The organism is Streptomyces sp. NBC_01450 (assembly GCF_036227505.1).
GTDB lineage: Bacteria > Actinomycetota > Actinomycetes > Streptomycetales > Streptomycetaceae > Streptomyces.
Window position 1 is genome coordinate 1,003,474 of the sequence record NZ_CP109480.1, and the last position, 16,771, is coordinate 1,020,244.

At 69.3% G+C, this 16,771-nt stretch carries 17 protein-coding genes; 4 read left to right on the forward strand and 13 right to left on the reverse strand.

Annotated features, from left to right (window positions below):
• The first annotated feature begins 5 nt into the window (after positions 1 to 5).
• Positions 6 to 914, forward strand: coding sequence for an HpcH/HpaI aldolase/citrate lyase family protein (locus OG568_RS04620; protein WP_329530403.1), 909 nt, complete (start codon positions 6 to 8; stop codon positions 912 to 914).
• An 80-nt stretch (positions 915 to 994) separates the two neighbouring features.
• On the opposite strand, the gene OG568_RS04625 is transcribed toward OG568_RS04620, so the two are convergent.
• From OG568_RS04625 to OG568_RS04685, 13 genes are all read right to left on the reverse strand, one after another.
• On the reverse strand, positions 995 to 2,299 hold the full coding sequence (locus tag OG568_RS04625) for a sialidase family protein (protein WP_329530404.1): 1,305 nt from the start codon (positions 2,297 to 2,299) through the stop codon (positions 995 to 997).
• 125 nt (positions 2,300 to 2,424) lie between these two features.
• A complete protein-coding gene (locus OG568_RS04630) occupies positions 2,425 to 3,351 on the reverse strand; it encodes an MBL fold metallo-hydrolase (protein WP_329530405.1) in 927 nt (308 codons plus the stop codon).
• Positions 3,352 to 3,392: 41 nt separating this feature from the next.
• Positions 3,393 to 4,142 carry an NADPH-dependent F420 reductase gene (locus OG568_RS04635; RefSeq protein ID WP_329530406.1) on the reverse strand — a complete coding sequence of 250 codons (750 nt, stop codon included), beginning with the start codon at positions 4,140 to 4,142 and terminating at the stop codon, positions 3,393 to 3,395.
• Between the two features lie 48 nt (positions 4,143 to 4,190).
• The gene (locus OG568_RS04640; protein ID WP_329530407.1) at positions 4,191 to 5,198 is read right to left on the reverse strand and encodes a zinc-dependent alcohol dehydrogenase; all 1,008 of its coding nucleotides are present in this window, start codon (positions 5,196 to 5,198) and stop codon (positions 4,191 to 4,193) included.
• A gap of 182 nt (positions 5,199 to 5,380) precedes the next feature.
• Positions 5,381 to 6,217 carry an SDR family oxidoreductase gene (locus OG568_RS04645; protein WP_329536255.1) on the reverse strand — a complete coding sequence of 279 codons (837 nt, stop codon included), beginning with the start codon at positions 6,215 to 6,217 and terminating at the stop codon, positions 5,381 to 5,383.
• The gene (locus OG568_RS04650) at positions 6,210 to 7,298 is read right to left on the reverse strand and encodes an ABC transporter ATP-binding protein (protein WP_329530408.1); all 1,089 of its coding nucleotides are present in this window, start codon (positions 7,296 to 7,298) and stop codon (positions 6,210 to 6,212) included. Before OG568_RS04650 ends, OG568_RS04645 begins: the two co-directional genes overlap by 8 nt.
• Positions 7,288 to 8,346, reverse strand: a complete 1,059-nt coding sequence (locus OG568_RS04655) for an ABC transporter ATP-binding protein (protein WP_329530409.1) — start codon at positions 8,344 to 8,346, stop codon at positions 7,288 to 7,290. Before OG568_RS04655 ends, OG568_RS04650 begins: the two co-directional genes overlap by 11 nt.
• Positions 8,331 to 9,899, reverse strand: coding sequence for an ABC transporter substrate-binding protein (locus tag OG568_RS04660; protein WP_329530410.1), 1,569 nt, complete (start codon positions 9,897 to 9,899; stop codon positions 8,331 to 8,333). The genes OG568_RS04655 and OG568_RS04660 overlap by 16 nt, the downstream gene beginning before the upstream one ends.
• A 67-nt stretch (positions 9,900 to 9,966) precedes the next feature.
• Positions 9,967 to 10,872: an ABC transporter permease gene (locus tag OG568_RS04665; protein WP_329530411.1), complete on the reverse strand. Its 906-nt coding sequence runs from the start codon at positions 10,870 to 10,872 to the stop codon at positions 9,967 to 9,969.
• The gene (locus tag OG568_RS04670) at positions 10,869 to 11,825 is read right to left on the reverse strand and encodes an ABC transporter permease (RefSeq protein WP_329530412.1); all 957 of its coding nucleotides are present in this window, start codon (positions 11,823 to 11,825) and stop codon (positions 10,869 to 10,871) included. The genes OG568_RS04665 and OG568_RS04670 overlap by 4 nt, the downstream gene beginning before the upstream one ends.
• Before the next feature lie 258 nt (positions 11,826 to 12,083).
• Positions 12,084 to 12,611, reverse strand: a complete 528-nt coding sequence (locus tag OG568_RS04675; protein WP_329530413.1) for a response regulator — start codon at positions 12,609 to 12,611, stop codon at positions 12,084 to 12,086.
• Positions 12,608 to 12,937 (reverse strand): ATP-binding protein, encoded by a 330-nt coding sequence (locus OG568_RS04680; protein ID WP_329530414.1) that lies wholly within the window; start codon positions 12,935 to 12,937, stop codon positions 12,608 to 12,610. The genes OG568_RS04675 and OG568_RS04680 overlap by 4 nt, the downstream gene beginning before the upstream one ends.
• A gap of 30 nt (positions 12,938 to 12,967) precedes the next feature.
• Positions 12,968 to 13,759, reverse strand: a complete 792-nt coding sequence (locus tag OG568_RS04685; protein ID WP_329530415.1) for a histidine kinase — start codon at positions 13,757 to 13,759, stop codon at positions 12,968 to 12,970.
• A gap of 540 nt (positions 13,760 to 14,299) precedes the next feature.
• Between OG568_RS04685 and OG568_RS04690 the strand changes: the two genes are divergently transcribed.
• The 3 genes from OG568_RS04690 (at position 14,300) to OG568_RS04700 (ending at position 16,503) form a co-directional block, all read left to right on the forward strand.
• Complete coding sequence (locus OG568_RS04690) at positions 14,300 to 14,446, forward strand: hypothetical protein (protein WP_329530416.1); 147 nt, start codon at positions 14,300 to 14,302, stop codon at positions 14,444 to 14,446.
• 347 nt (positions 14,447 to 14,793) lie between these two features.
• Positions 14,794 to 15,627, forward strand: coding sequence for a mycofactocin-coupled SDR family oxidoreductase (locus tag OG568_RS04695; RefSeq protein ID WP_329530417.1), 834 nt, complete (start codon positions 14,794 to 14,796; stop codon positions 15,625 to 15,627).
• Positions 15,628 to 15,744: 117 nt separating this feature from the next.
• Entirely contained in the window at positions 15,745 to 16,503 is a 759-nt protein-coding gene (locus tag OG568_RS04700; protein WP_329530418.1) for an enoyl-CoA hydratase/isomerase family protein, read from the forward strand.
• Positions 16,504 to 16,771: the final 268 nt, after the last annotated feature.

Consider the following 16,771-nt stretch of genomic DNA (forward strand, 5'->3'; position numbering starts at 1 on the left):
ACACGATGAACACACCTCCGTTGCGACGCTCGGAACTGGCCACCCCCGCCTCCAACGACCACATGTTCGCCAAGGCGGCCGCCTCGGACGCCGACCTGGTCTTCCTCGACCTGGAGGACGCGGTGGCCCCGGCGCTGCGCGAACAGGCCCGGGGCAAGGCCGTACAGGCGCTCAGCGAGTACGACTGGGGCAGCACCGTTCGTGCGGTGCGGATCAACGGGATCGACACCAGGTGGGCTCACGGAGACATCATCGAGGTGGTCGAAGGGGCCAGGGAGAACCTGGACACCATCATCGTCCCGAAGGTCACGGCCGCACGGGACGTCTGGTGGGTCGACGTGCTGCTGAGCCAGCTGGAGGAGAGGCTCGGACTGGGCAAGCGGATCCGGCTGGAGGTCCTCATCGAGGACGTCGCGGGAGTCGCGCACGCCGAGGAGATCGCGACCGCGAGCCCACGTCTGGACGCCGTCATCTTCGGCGCGGGCGATCTGTCGGTGTCACAGGGCGCGAGGGTGGACACCAACTTCCGTCCGCGTGAGCCGTATCCGGGCGACTTCTGGTACTTCGCGCGGATGCAGGTGCTCACCGCGGCGCGCATCGCGGGCATCGCGGCCATCGACGCCCCCTACCCCGACTTCCGTGACCCGGCCGGTTACGAGGAGGACGCACGATCGGCGGCCTCCTTGGGGTTCAACGGCAAGTGGGCGATCCATCCTTCGCAGATCGGGATCGCGAACCAGGTCTTCCGGGCGACGGACGACGAGGTCAGACGTGCCCGGCGGGTCCTGGAGGCGTATCGGGCCGCCGAGGCGGAGGGCCTCGGGGCGACCAGCGTCGACGGCCAGCTGGTGGACGCCGCGCATGTGAAGCTCGCGGAAGTCGTCCTCGCCCAGCACTCCGCCGTGACCGACTGACACAGGTAACGGAGCCCTTGCGGCATCTCCTCGGCAGGAGATGCCGCCTGGCTGCGTGGATCGCGACGGGTCGTACGAACTCAGTGGTAGAGCGACAGGGGAACCCGGGCGACGATGCCGTCGACATCGCCACCGTCGCGCGCGTCCGACCAGGTGACGTAGGCGTACTTGCCGTGGACGAGAATCCGCGACCATTCGTCACCGCCGCTGCCGAGGAAGGTGTACGGCTCGCTCGTCCGGTTGACCTTCACCGTTCGGGGGAAGGTCTTCCCGCCGTCGAAGGAGACCGTGGAGTAGGTGTCGACGAGCCCGTCGGCCACGTGCCGCCACATGATGCCCAGCGTTCCCTTGGGACCGAACTCGATCCAGGGCTTCGACGCGCCTGGTGCCGCGACCACGGTCGGACCGGTCCAGGTCCGGCCCGCGTTGTTGGTGACGTACACCTCCAGGTTGTCGCCCCGGGGCAGCAGAAGCGCGAACCGGTTGGTCCTCGTGGGATCGGCGGTGACCCAGGGGATCGGGTCCGACGTCAGCAGCCTGGTGTCCGGCACGAGGTCGCCCGAGGGCGGCGCCACCTGAACTCCCTGGCTGTCGGTGACGGGGAACGCCGTGAAGGTCTTCCCGTCGTCGCGGCTCACCTCGAACACGGGGTTCACGGGCTGGACCGAGACCCCGCCCACGACCACTTCAGAGGTCGCGGTGGCCAGCACGCCGTTGTGCACGGCGATCTGGTTGCCGAAGGGCTGGTCCGGGAGTTCCTCGACCGGGGTCCAGGTCAGGCCATGGTCCTTGCTGACCGTGACGGCCGACGGTCCGGGCTCCCCGACCGGGCTGGCGCCGACCGCGTAGACGTAGTCAGTGGCCGTGTCCACCCTCAGCCGGGGAGTGGCGGCGCGGACGGCCGGCGTGTCGACGACGTGCGACCAGGTGCGGCCGCCGTCGGTCGACCGGGCGACACCGAGTGCGTTCGGGACCCCGTTGCAGGTACCGGTGATCGGTCCGGTCGGGTCGTCGGGGCAACCCAGCTGGTTCCAGGCGAGGTAGAAGATCCCCTTCGAGTCGACGGCCAGGTACGGGTCGCCGCACTGGGGGTTGTCGCCGGCCGGCCAGGCCGTGCGGGTCCATGTCCTGCCGCCGTTGGTCGAGAACGCGGCGTAGCACTCCACCCTCACGAGTGCGGCGCCGTTGACGATGTGGTCCGTCGACGCGTACACCAGGTTCTCCGGGTTCTTGGGGTTGACCGCGACGACCGGCTGACCGTTCACCCGGTCCGGCGTGCCGGGGGTCGCGTCGACCTCGAAGCGGCCACCGGCCGGACTTGCCTGCGCGCTGGTCACGAGGAGGGGCACGGCCACCATGGCGGCGAACAGGCCTGCGCCGAACACTCTCACCCCTCTCCTCACCCGCGCGCGGAACGACTTCCCGGTCGCCGTCACACGACGCGTCGCCCAGGGCCGTTCGGGTAACTGTGGGTCCGTACTCGCTGGTGGGAAGGATCCGTGCGGTGATCTCATGCCTGCTCCCTAGGAGGATGTGATGTTCGTGCCTGCGTGGTGTGGATCGCGCCGCCCGGCACGAAGCAGACCTCGTCGCCGTCGAGGGCGAGTCGGCCGTAGTGCGGGGCGGGGAAGTGGGCGGGAAAGAGGAACGCGTCTTCGTCCAGCGCCCGTCGCACGAGTGCGCGCCGGGTGGCGACGGCCGTCTCCAGGTCGTCGCAGCCCGGCAGGTGCAGTTCGGGTCGGGTCAGCTGGACCGGGTGGTGGAAGGCGTCTCCGGTGAAGTACGCCCGGACGCCCGCGGAGTCGAGCGCCAGCACCGCGTGACCGAGGGTGTGGCCGGGTGCGTGCTCGACGGTCAGGCTCGGCGAGATCTCGTACGGCAGCGGCACGACCCTGGCCAGACCCGCTGCGGCGACCGGACGTACGCACTCGTCGAACACGTTGGGGCTGAAGTCGTTGGAGTGCGGGGGCCTGGCCGTGTCCCACCGCCGGTATTCGTCCGCCGCGAACACGTAGTCGGCGTTGGGGAAGGTGGGCACCCATCTCCCCTCGCTTCGCCGGGTGTTCCAGCCGCAGTGGTCGTGGTGGAAGTGGGTGCAGAAGACGATGTCGACCGCCTCGGGCGACACACCCGCCGCCGCGAGCCGGTCCAGATAGGGGACGTCCAGTCCGTCGAAGTAAGGCCCCCTGCCGGTGCGGCCGTTACCGGTGCACGGATCGACCAGCACCGTGCGGCCGTCCACCCGCAGCACCCAACTGTGGTTGGAGAACAGGAAGTTCATCGTGGCCCGGTCCAGGAACCCGCTGGGCAGCGGGTCCACGCGCCGCGCGATGAAGGCCTCGTCGCCGGTCAGGAAGGTGAGGGAGACCGGCAGGGTGTGCTCCTCGACCCGGTCGACCAGGGCATGGCCCAGGCTGAGTGTCCGCAATGTCGTCATGCCTTCGGTGAGTGTTTCTCGCGGTGGCGGGCGGTCGGCCGTCAGCCGAGGCGCTCTCGCGCGTCGGCGGGAGACTGACGCACGGCATCGCGCAGAAGGCCGGCGAGCCGGTCGGCGGGGAGCGGGGCACCGGGGCAGCCCAGGAACCACCTCATGACGTCCGCGTCCCCGGTCGCCCCCGCCGGGCGTTCGGGCAGGTACGGCTGGACGTAGACCGCCGTGTTGGGCTCGCTGCGCCAGCTCTCCGACAAGGGGCCCAGGTCGACGGCGTCGTAACCCAGGACGTCGAGCAGCCGGATCGTCTCCTCCTTGGCGGCGGCGCTGTTACCGGCCACGGGCAGCGCGCTGCGGTCCGCGGCGCCGGCGGGCCGGGCCAGGATCTCCAGCCGCCGGAAGTCGATGTTGTTGAACGCCTTGACCACCCGCGCCCCGGGAAGGTGACGCTGCACCAGCTCGCTGGAGGTCAGCTCGCGGGAGTCCAGCTCCGCCAGGGAGCCGTCGCGCTCGGGGTAGTAGTTCATGGTGTCCACCACGGTCTTCCCCGCGAGGGCGTCGGCGGGCAGCCGCCGGAGCGCGCCGAGGGGGACGGTGGCCACCACGATGTCGCCCTGGCGCGCCGCGTCCGCCGCCGTTGCGGCCCTGGCGCCCTCTCCCCACTGCGCCACCGTGTCCATGAGCGTCTGCGGGCCGCGCGAGTTGCTCACGACCACGTCCAGCCCGGCGGCGAGCGCCAGCCGGGCCAGCGCCCCGCCGATCCGTCCGGCTCCGATGAGCCCGAGGGTCTTCGTCACTTCCCTGTTCCTTCCTTGCGCGCCGTTCAGCGAGGGCCGAGCGGTGCCTCAGTAGGCGATGGCGACGTGGAGGGCCGACTCGCGGTCGCCCGCCGTCTCGATCGCCTCGATGATCCGGTCGAGCTCGAAGGTGTGGGTGATGATGGAGGCGAGATCGAACCGTCCGCTCTCCATGATCTTCATGACGTCTACGACGTCCTCGGGCCGGTAGCCGCCCGGTCCGATGATCTCCTGCTCGCCGTAGGCCAGCCGGACCAGATCGACGGCGACCGGCTTGGGATGGACGGCTACCGCGCCGATGCGCGCGCCGGACTTCGCCATGGACTGGATGGTGGCGAACAGTTCGTCGGGCCCCGCCGCCTCGACGTAGATGTCGACGTCGGGGAAGGTCCCCAGCAGGGTCTTCACCTCACCGAACACCTCACCGGCTCGCCTCCGCAGGTCCTCCCGCGCGGAGTTGCAGGTCACGAATCCGAGTCCGGCGGCCTTCTCCAGACGCAAGTCGGACAGGTCCACCACCATGACCTCCGCGGCACCGAGGCTCTTCAGCGCCACCGCCGCGCCGATCCCGATCGTGCCGGCGCCGAAGACGATGGCCTTCTCCCCCTGCTGAGGACGGCAGCGACGCACAGCGCGGTGGGCCACCGTGAAGGGCTCGATGAGTCCGGCCACAGGTGTGGGGATCCGGTCGTCGACCTTGAACACCTGCTCACCCACATGGCAGTTCGGGACAAGGATGTACTCGGAGAAACCGCCCAGGCATCCGGCGCGACTCGGGTCGCCCTTGGCTGTCAGCGGGTAGGGGTAGACGCGGTCGCCGACCGACAGGCCGGTCACCTCACTGCCCATCTCGGCGATCTCGGACACGACCTCGTGGCCGAACTGCTCGCCCTTCAGGATCTGGTGCGCCCCGGGACCGTGCCGGTAGACCGACACGTCCGAACCGCAGATGCCGGCGTGCAGGTTGCGCAGCAGCACGTCCCGCGGACCGCAGGTGGGTGTCTCCAGCTCGGTGAGGGTGATGTCGAACGGTCCGTTGTAGATGGCGGATTTCATCGTGAGGTCCTTCCGGTCCGGGAGGGGGCACCAGGTCTCCCCGTGGTGATCAACGCGAGGGTGCTGACGGCACCGGGGAGTCACGGCTCGCGAAAAGCTAGGGCGGTGGGACCTCGCGCCGAGGCCGGTATCCCGCTGGGCGGACTACTTTGTCCGCGGGCTCCGGGCCGGCACCGGTGCGCTCAGTCGCCGCGCAGTGTCCCGGCCAGACCCCCGTCGACCAGGATGTCGGTGCCGGAGATGAACGACGCCTGGTCGGAGGCGAGGAAGGCGACCACGCCGGCGATCTCGATCATCGTGCACTCACGGGCGAGCGGGGTCCTGACATAGAGATCGTGCTTGACCGGACTGCGCGCGAACTCGAACGCACCCATGGGGGTGGCGATGAGCCCCGGAGAGAGACTGACGATCCGCGCTCCCCGCTGTCCCCACGTCCATGCCTCACGTCGACACAGGGACAGCAGACCGTATTTGGAAAGCTGGTACGCCATCGCGGAGGTGCGTTCCTCCTCGCCGAGCGCCTCCTTGAGACGGGTCGCCGTCCGGGCGTCGTGCGGGTCACGCAGTACGGCCTCGACAGCGGCGCTCGGCGTGACGGTGTGCGCGGCGAGGGACGCGATGAGGATCGCCGCCGCGCCGGGCTCCGCGCAGGGCAGCAGCGCGCGCGTGACGAGTGCGGCTCCGGTGAGGTTGACCCGCACGATGCTCTCGAAGTCCGCCGCCGACGGGGACAGTCCGGCGACGTGCGCGAGCCCGGCGAAGCCTCCTCGCCGCTTCACCTCCTCCGCAAGCTCCAGGACCGACTCCGGCCGCGTGATGTCACAGTCCACCGGCTCGGCGTCACCTCCCTCGTCGCGCATTCTCCGCGCGACCTCGTCCGCCTTGTCCTTGTCGATGTCCACGATGAGCAGCCGGTGCTGCTGCCCGAGCCGTCGCGCCACCGCCGTGCCGAGGCCACCGGCCCCGATCACCACCGCAAGACTCCAGTCCGGCCGCTCGCTCGTGCCGAGTTCATGCATGTCCACGCTCCGCCTTTCCAAGGCCCGGCGTCCGACATCCCCGCCGGGGCAGGGTGCCGACGGCCAGTGTGGTCACCGACGGATCGTCGCCCGTGGGCGTGTCCTGAAGCGGGAAGTGGCACGCGACATACTGGTCCGCGCGCACCTCGCGCACCTGCGGCTCGCTGACGGCGCACAGGTCCTCCGCCCTCGGGCACCTGGTACGGAACCGGCAGCCAGACGGAGGCGCCAGGGGTGAGGGGATGTCCCCGTCGAGCGCGGGTCCGGCGAAGCCCCGGTCGGAGTCGATCAGCGGAACCGAGTCGAGCAGGGCCCTGGTGTACGGGTGGGCGGGCCGCTCGTACACCAGGTCGGCGTCACCGAACTCGCACACCTTGCCCAGATACATCACCATGACGTCGTCGCTGACCGCGCGGACGACGCTGAGGTCATGAGCGATGAACACGACGGTCAGCGCGTAGGCGGCCTTGATGTCCTCGATCAGGTTGAGCGTCTGGGCCTGCACGGAGACGTCGAGGGCCGACACCGGCTCGTCGCAGATCAACAGCTTCGGATTCAGCGCCAGGGCCCTGGCTATCGCCACCCGCTGTGCCTGGCCACCTGACAGCTGACGAGGCATCATCTCGGCGAACCGCTCCTCGGCGAGCCCCACTTGGGCCAGTACGGTGGCAGCCCGCTCGGTTCGCTCGGCGACCGGCATACCTCCGATCACCAGGCCTTCCTCGACGACGTCCCGGACCCTGCGGCGTGGGTTCAGCGAGGCAACCGGGTCCTGGAAGACCATCTGCATGTCACGTCGGAGCGTGCGCATCCGCTGTGGGCGGGCCTGGTCGATGCGCTCGCCGTCGAACTCGATCGTGCCGCCGGTCGCGTGGTCCAGGCGCAGCACGGCCCGGCCCGTGGTCGACTTGCCGCAACCCGACTCGCCGACGATGCCGAGGGTCTCGCCGGGCAGGACGTCGAAGCTGACCCCGGACACCGCCTGCACGACCCCGGCGTCGGTGGCGTACTCGACGACCAGGTCCCGTACGGTCAACAGGGCGCCGTCACCCCGGAGATGGGCGTCCCCGCTACCGGCCATCGTGGCCCCCCGTCACCGGCGGTGTGCCGGGCGCGTCGACCGGAACGCAGCACGCGACCCGGTGGTCGTGTCCCACGGAGGTCATGACGGGCCCCGGCACACCGCACTCGGTCCGTACCGCGGTGCAGCGGGGTCGGAATCGGCAGCCCGTCGGCGGTGCGACGGGATCCGGCAGTATGCCGGGGATCAGGCGCAAAGGGGTGTGCCGTTCGTGGTCGATCGTGGGAACCGCCTCCAGCAGGGCGTGGGTGTACCGGTGGCGCGGTGCCGCGAACACGGTGCGCGTCGCCCCGTCTTCGGCCAGGCGGCCCGCGTACATCACGGCCGTACGGTCGGTGCGTCCGGCCACCACGGCGAGATCGTGGCTGATCAGCATGAGGGCCGTGCCCCGGTCCCGCTGAATGCGGCGCAACAGGTCGAGGACCTGGCGCTGGACGGTCACGTCCAACGCCGTCGTCGGCTCGTCCGCGATGACCAGGTCGGGTTCACACGCCAGCGCGATGGCGATCATCACGCGCTGGCGCATGCCCCCGGACAGTTCGTGCGGGTAGCTGCGCAGCCGACGCTCCGGGTCGGGCACGCCCACCTCGACGAGGAGATCGACGGCCCGCCCGCGCGCCTCCGCGCGCCCGACGCCGAGGTGCCGGCGCATGCCCTCGGTGAGCTGCCGCTCCACCCGTACGACCGGGTTGAGCGACCCCCCCGGGTCCTGGAGCACCATGGCGACCTGGGCACCCCAGATCTTCCTGCGCTCGCTCTGGGACAGGGTGAGCAAGTCCCGTCCCCGGAAGAGGATTTGACCGCTGCACCCCGCGCCCCGCGGCAGCATGCCCATGATCGCCTTCGCGGTCACCGACTTGCCCGATCCCGACTCCCCCACGACGCCCAGCGCCTGTCCGTGCCCGATGGTGAGGGAGACGTCGTCGACGGCCCGTACGACACCGCGCGGCGTCCCGATGTGGACCCGGAGATCGCGGACTTCGAGGACCGGGTCGATCGAGTCGGTCGGGTCAGCCCGGTCGGCCGGGTCGCCTAGTGCTTGATCCACAGGTCCTCCGGAAGCAGCGAGCCGAACCCGTACTGGGTGAGGCCGCCGACGTTCTTGCCGGAGATCGCGCTGCCGGCGCTGCGCAGGATCCAGAGCATGGGGCGCAGTGCCACGAGCCGCCGCTGCACGGTGTCGTAGGCGGCCTTGCGGTCCGCGACGGTGGTCGCCGTGCGGCCCTTCAGCAGGGCCTGGTCGAGCTGGGCGTCGTTGATGCCCGTCATGTTGGTCGGCGAGTCACCCTGGAACGCGGTCCAGAGCCTGGGCTCCGGGTCGTTGAAGGCGGCGGACGACACCACGGCGTCGAAGTCGTGCGAGGTCTGGAGGGGAATGAACTCCGCGTAGTCGACCACCTTGATCTTCATGGTGACGTTCTTGAACTTGCTGAGCTGGGACTGGATCGACTCCGCCTGGGCCTTGTTCTCCGTCGACGCGGTGGTGGTGAAGGTGAACGAGACGGGCTTGCCGTCGGCCGCGATCTCGTTGAACAACTTCTGCGCGGCGGCCGCGTCGGGCTTGCCCACCGGGATGTCGGTGTAGAAGGGCGAGGACTTGCGGAACACCGTGTCGACGGTCTCGCCCGTCCCGTCGTACACCGAGGCGTTCAGGGCGTTGAAGTCGATGGCGTCGGACAGCGCTTCGCGGGCCCGGATGTCGTTGAACGGCGCGCGCCGGGTGTTGAGGGCGAGGTAAGTGCCACCGCTGAGCGGGGACGTCGTGGTCGGCAGCCCCGCGTCGGACGCCTTCTTCAGGTTCTCCCAGTTCTGTTCGATGGCAAGGTCGGCGCCGCCGCTGATCACGGTGTTGACGCGCTGTGTCGCGTCGAGGGCGACCGTCAGGGTGAGCTGGTCCAGGTAAGGCTTGGGCGCGTCCCAGTACTTGGGGTTCTTCACCAGCACCATGGCGTCCTGCCGGCGCCACTCCTTCAGCGTGTACGGTCCGGCGCCGACGGGGTGTGCGTCGTACGCCTTCGCCCCCTTGCCGAGCGCGGCCGGTGAGGCGATCCAGTTCATGGACGTGGTCACCACGGACTGGGCGAACTGCGCCATGGGCTCTGCCAGAGTGACCTTCAGCGTCGTCGCGTCGACGCTCTTCGTCGACGTCACCAGCGAGGCATCTGCTTGGTACGGGGACGCGGTGGCCGGGTCGCGCATGCGGTCCCAGTTGTACTTGACGGCGGCGGCGTTGAGCGGGGTGCCGTCGGAGAACGTCAGCCCGTCACGCAGCTTCAGCTCGAAGGTCTTCCCGCCGTCCGAGGAGCTGAAGGACTTGGCCAGGGAGCCGCGGATCCTCCCGGACTGGGGATCGTCCGTCAGCAGGGTGCCGTAGAGCGCGTTGCCGACGATGGCGCCGCTGACGAAGTTGTTGCCCATCTGCGCGGGATCGAGGGTACGGAGTTCGCTGAGGGTGAGGACGCGGGCAGACCCGCCGGCGACCGGCTTGCCCGTCGCCCCGGTCGATCCCCCGGCGCTCTTCCCGCCGCCGCCCCCGCAGGCACCGAGCAGGAGTGCGGCGGTGGCTGCGGCAATCGTGGTGAGGCATCTGGTACGGATCATCGTTGACCCCTTGTCGTGGACGTTCGGGAAAGCCGGCCGGCCCGAGGCGGGCACGGGCCGGACCGCGTCAGTCGTGCAGACCGCGGTCGAACCGGTGCCGCAGGTGGTCACCGGCCTGGTTGAGGGCGAACACGGTCAGGAAGATGAACGCGGTGGGCACGAAGACGAGGTGCGGGTAGTCACCGACGGAGTCCTTGCCGTCGGAGATCATTCCGCCCCAGCTCGGTGAGGGGGGTGGGATGCCCATGCCGAGGAAGCTCAGTGAGCCCTCCGCCACGATCAGCGCGGCCATCACGACGGGCAGGTAGGCGCCCAGCGAGGGCAGCAGGTTGGGCAGGATCTCCCGCGCCAGGATGCGCCGCCTGCTCGCGCCCATGTTGCGGGCGGCGGTGATGAACTCGCGGGAGGCCCAGGACAGGGTGTTGGCTCTGGCCAGCCGGACGAAGGTAGGGACGACCAGCAGGGTCAGCCCGATGAGGATGGTCGACACGCTGGGGGTGAGAACGGCGGCCAGCGCGAGCAGGAAGATCAGGGGCGGGAACGCGAGCATCGCGTCCGCGATCAGTCTGATCACCGAGTCGGTACGGCCGCGGAGATATCCGGCGACCATGCCGAGTACGGTCCCCACGGCCGAGCCGATCAGACCCGCGCCGGCTCCGACCAGCAGCGAGACCCGAGCGCCGTGGACACAGCGGGACAGCAGCGAGCGGCCCAACTGGTCGGTGCCGAGCAGAAGATCGAACGAGTCGGGACTCGGTGTCTGCCTGGGCAGGCCGACGGGACGGTCGTACGGCGCCAGCGGAAGGACGTCGGCGAACACGGCCGCGAGGACGATCACGGCGAGCCAGGTGTAGGCGATCCCGACGAGGATCGACCGGGTGCGGTGCACGGCCGGGACGGAGGGCTCCGTCCCGGCGCCGTCGCCGGTCCCGGTGTCCGGTCCCGTCGTGACGGTGCGCTGGACGCTCGTCATGCCGCGACCGCCTTTCTGACCCGCGGATCCAGCCAGTGGTAGCTGAGGTCCACCAGGGTGTTGACGAGGACGTACGCCACGACCACGAAGACCACGATTCCCTGGACCGAGACGAGGTCCCGGGAGACGATCGAGGAGACGACCAGCTGGCCGAGGCCGGGCAGCGAGAACAGGATCTCGACGACGACGGTCCCGCCGATCAGCCGGCCGAGGTTGATGCCGGCGAGGGTGATCAGGGAGAACGACGACGGCCGCAGCGCGTGGCGGAACATGACGTAGGCGGGGCTCATCCCCTTGGCCCGGGCGGCGGCGATGAAGTCCTCGCGCAGGGTGGAGATGAGATCCGCCCGCAGCGCCCGGTGGAAGGCCGCGATCTCGGTCAGGGCGATCGACACGGCCGGGAGCAGGGCGCCGCGCAGGTTCGCTCCGAGGCCGTCGGTGCTGATCCGGGCCCATCCGCTGACGGGGAGCCAGCCCAGCTTCAGGGAGAAGACGTAGATGAGGACGGGGCCCGCGATGAAGGCCGGTACCGACAGCAGCACCGACGAGAGGGCCGTGGCCCCGCGGTCCGCCCCGGACCCTTCCCGCGCCGCGGAGACGATGGCCAGGAGCACGGCGACGACCAGGGACAACGTCAGTGCGATGGCGGCGAGTTCCAGCGTCACGGGCAGCCGGGACAGGACCGCGTGCGTGACCGATTCGTTGGTGATCGGCGAGGTGCCGAGATCGCCCGTGACGGCGTGTCCGAGCCAGTCGATGTACTGATGCCAGAGGGGTTGGTCCATGCCGAGTCTGGCGTTCAGTTTCGCGACCGCCGCCGGTGTGGCGTTCTCTCCCAGGATGACGGAGGCGGCCGATCCCGGCGCCAGACTCAGCAGTGCCACGGAGCCCATCGTGACCAGGATGATCACGGCCAGGCTGCGAAGGACCCGTTTCGCGGTGGTGAGCACCATCCGACTCGCTTCCTTGGGAGACGTAGGTGACGTGTGGTCGTCCGGTGAGGTGTGCGGCCGCGCCGCGGTGGGTGAGATCGGTGCGGGCGGAGGGCCGGGAACCGGCCCTGAGCCGGCTCGTTCGCGTACCGCCACACCGGGGTTGGCGCGATGGGAGCCCAGCATGGTGACCGGCCTGAACCGGTTGGCGGCGCGTGTCCGCTCAACGGAACAGATTGTCGGCACCTTGTCGGCACCGCCGGGGCCGGCCCGGCGGGGTCAGTGCGCCGGGACCACGTGCTGCGTGCGAGGTATCTCCCGTTCGCGTGGCGTTAGTTCGGCGAGTCGGCCGGGGACGGTCGGCCGTGGTGTGTGCTGCTGTTCCCGGAACCGCTTCACCCGGGCGACCGACGCCGTGGCCGAGAGCACCATGTCCCCCCTGGTCACCCTCTCGACGGCGGCAAGCAGCTCGGGCGGGTCGGTGCCCTTGCCGATAAAGCCGTTGGCGCCACCCAGCATCGCCTCGACGACGTACTGCTCGGTCTCGAACGTGGTCAGTACGAGGATCTTCACGTCGGCGAGCGAGGAGTCGTCGCGAATCGACCGCGTCGCCTGGAGTCCGTCGGTCCGAGGCATCCGGATGTCCATGAGCACCACGTCGGGTACGTGGGCGCGTACCAGCGCCAGGGCCTCGTCACCGTCCGAGGCTTCCCCGACGACCTCGTACCCCGGGCTGTAGTCCAGCAGCAGCCGGAGGGTGCCGCGCAACAGGGTCTGGTCGTCGGCCAGGACCACCCGGATCGTCACCGCACCACCGTCTCGGTAGCGGCCAGGGGCCGCACACGGCCGGTCTCATGGAGCGGCAGGACAGCCGTCACCAGGTATCCGCCGCCGTGGACGGGGCCGGCCTCGCACGTTCCTCGGACGGCCGCCGCGCGTTCCTTCATGGACAGCAGTCCCCGGTGTGTCCCCACCCCCGCGGCGTGGGTCGACCGCGGGGAGGTGCCGTTCCGCACGTTCAGCACCAAGGCACCGACCCCCCACCGCAGTTCAACCTCGGCCGTGTCGACCTGCGCGTGCTTCTGCACATTGGTCAAGGCCTCCTGGAGGATGCGGAAGGCCGTGACGTCCACGGTCGCGGACGGTCTGCCCGGCTCACCGCGCTACCGCACGTCCACCTGAAGCCCGGCAAGCTTGAACGACCTGGTCAGGTCGTCCAGCAGGGACAGGCCCGGCATGGGCTGGTGGGCGAGCCCCGCCTCGGTGCCGTGGCTGAGCGCGCCGACCGTGGTGCGCAGTTCCTGCAGGGCGACCTTGGCACCGTCGCGGATCTGCTCCAGCAGGCCGTCCGGACGCGGCACGCCGGCGTTTTCCAGATGCACGCCGACGCCCGCCTGCGCATGGATCAGAGTCAGCTGGTGGGCGACGATGTCGTGGAGGTCGCGGGAGATCCGGACCCGTTCCTCGGCGACCTGACGCGCGGCTTCCTCGGCCCGTGTCCGCTCGGCGCGCTCGGCCCGCTCGCGCAGGGCCGCCACCACGGCACGCCTGCTGCGCACGGCGTCACCGACCGCCGCGGCCGCGACGATCCACGCGGCCGCACCGAGCCGCTGCGGGTTGACAGGCAGTTCGGACTGGAACGCGAGCACGGTCACCGCGACCCAGGCCGCCGTCAGAGCGGCGGTCGCCCACGCACCACGCCGGCCCGTCCGCAGGGCGACCGTGTAGACGGCCACCTCGATGGCCGGGAGCATGACGTCGAGAGGGCTGCCCGCGGCCTGGTTCACGACCGACAGCACCAACACCACGGCGAGGGTCGGAACGGGAGCGCGGCGCCGCATGAGCAGCGCGCAACTGCCGGCGACGATGAGGAGCACATGTCCGGCATTGAGTCCGCCGAGATCGCCCCGGTCGATCACCAGAAGGGTGAGCAGTCCAAGTACGGCAGTGATCACCGCAGGCATCCACGATGCCACGGCCGGACGACCCGCCGCGCGTACGTTCGGAATACCTGCATTCACCTTTGAAGGGTAGAGGGAGGGCGGCAGGCTCACGTCCCGCACATGCAGCAGTAGATGTACTGCGATCGCGGTACACGGTGCGGTGACGCCGCCCGCAGGGACAGCACCGGACGGACGCCGGGCAGGCGTGGAACCGATTCAGCGGCGGCGGTTGGCAGTCTCGAGAGCGGGATCGACGGCGCGAGCATCACGCGGTGTTCGCGTGCGACCAAGGGGCAACGACAACGATCCGATCGATCCTCAGCCACACCGAGGACAAGTAGCGCACCCGGGCACAGTACGACCCAGCCGCGACACCCGACCAGCTTGACGACCCATTGGAGCTTCTGAGACGAATCCGCTCGACCTGGTCGGGTACGACACTGTCGACATAGAACCGCGCGCTGGCGGCTGGTGCTTCGAGCCGACCACCCGCTCTCCATACAGACGTATCCGCCCACGTGTCCCTTGGGGCTGACGGACGACGAGGAGACGATGCGTTGGTTTCTTGAAGAGCCCTGGCGCCGCACTGTCCGCCGAGCCGGTTGGGCACGGGTGCGCACCCTGCGCCAGCAGATCGCGCTGCGCTACAGACCCGGCCTGCTGGCCGACCGTGGCCTTCCCAAGTTCACGTTCCACTGAGCGGGCATCTCTCGGCTCAGGCCTGTCATCGCCGATCACACTGCTGGCACGAGCGGAGTCCGGTCGACGCCTGTCGCACCTTGTTCGATACCTGTGGCAACGCGGACAGCTGGACCGGAGCGCACACGCCGTCCGAGCAGAAGGCAGGTCATGGCGAATGACCTGGCCCCGCACGTGAGCCGGCTGAACACCACCCAGTTGGGCAGCGTCGTCGGCGGGAGGACCCGGAACAAGGCATGACAGCACCGTCGCGTGGCTGCTCAAAGACGAGGCCGGCATCACAGGGGCCCAGCTGCCTCCGGGCACAGGGCTCTGCGCCCGTCAGCCGATCATTGGAAGGAGAAACGATGCCTGAGAGCCTGGCAGGAAAGGTCGCCTTCATCACCGGAATCGCCCGGGGACAGGGGCGGGCCCACGCCGTGCGGCTGGCTCAAGAAGGGTGCGACATCATCGGCGTGGACATCTGTGCGGACATCCCGACGATGACGTACCCGAACGCCACACCCGACGATCTCACCGAGACGGTCCGGCTGGTCCAGGAGGAGAAACGACACATCGTCGCGCGGACCTGCGACGTACGCGACTTCCCCGCCCTGCGGACAGCGTTTGAGGAAGGGTTCGCCGAGTTCGGGCGCGTGGACATCATCATCGCCAACGCCGGCATCATCAGACTGGGTGACGAATCCGACGACTTCCTGGCGGACTGGAACGACGTGATCGACGTCAACCTCACCGGCGTATTCCACACTGTCCGAGCCGCGCTTCCAGCGATGCGCGCCGGCTGGCGCGGTGGCTCGATCGTGATCACGAGCTCATCGGCCGGACTCAAAGGCACACCCTCGCTCAACACCAGCGGGATGGCCTACACCGCCGCCAAGCGCGGCCTCGTCGGACTGATGCAGAACCTGGCGGGCGCTCTCGCCCCCGAGTGGATCCGCGTCAACACCATCCATCCGACGGGGGTGTTGAGCGGCATGAGCCAGAACCCGGCGATGGACGCCCTCATGGCCCAGGCCGCCGTGGGCGAGAACAATCTCATCTCCGGCATGCAGAACGCCCTGCCCATCGACATCCTGCAACCCGAGGACGTGGCGAACGCTGTGGCCTACCTCGTCTCAGAACAGGCGCGATTCATCACGGGCATCCAGTGGCCCCTCGATGCCGGCTTCACCATCCGCTAAGGCCACCGGCCCGCTCTGTCCATCACGCCTTCGGCAGAACCGCACACCACCCACTGGCCCACGCCACGCGCTCAAGCAGCCCGGCAGGCCCCCCAGCCTCCCCAAGGAATTTTCGGCATGGAGACCCCTCAATACTTCGAAACCTTCCCCGACTTCGCCTTCGAGCGCACGCAGAGCGGAGTCCTCACCCTACGGCTGCACAGTGCCGGCGAACCGGCACTGCTCAGCTCCCGCCTGCATCGCGATTTCCCGCGTGTGCTCAGCCAGATCGCCGACGATCGAGCAAACAGGGTCCTCGTCCTGACCGGCACCGGCGATCACTTCATGACCGAGATGGACCTGACCGAAGATCGTCAGGCTTTCAAACCCCTCAACTGGGACGAGATCTTCTGGGAGGGACGCCAAGTACTACGGGCCTTGGTCGACCTTCCCATGCCCATCGTCGCAGCCATCAACGGTCCTGCCACGATCCACTCGGAATGGGTCCTGCTGGGCGACATCACCATCGCCTCGCAGACCACGCACTTCCAGGACCTTCCGCACCTGGGTGGCGAGGTCGTGCCGGGTGACGGGATCCATGTCGTATGGGAAGAGCTCTTGGGCATGAACCGGGCCCGCTACGCGGCCCTGACCCAGCAAGTGATCCAGGCCGATGAGGCGCTGCGGCTCGGTATGGTCAACGAGGTGGTTCCATCGTCCGAAGTGCTCCCCCGAGCCATCGAGCTCGCTGAGTCACTCGCTGCCAGGCCATCGCTACTGTTACGGCTGACACCGCTGGCCTTGCGGCAGCGACTGGCGAGGCGGCTGGAAGAGGGCACGACCCTGGGCCTGGCATTGGAAGGCCTGTCCATGGCCGACAAGCCTTACCAGAACTGACGATCAGCTGGACAGCCGCAGGCAAGAGCCCGGACTACCAGCGGAAGCCTGGGAAGAGCCCTCACACGGAGTCGTTATTGGACGCAAGACAGCGGAAGAAGGTGCGACAGCCGATGCCGGCCGCGGACATGATGTCGTCGACGGTCGTTCAGTCGAATCCTCGCCGCGCGAACAACTCGAAGCCCAGGCCTTCGAGTGCGGCCCGCGAGGTCACCCTCGGCCGGCCCGCCCTGGCAGGCCCCGATGAGACCTGGGCCCGGAGGTTCGC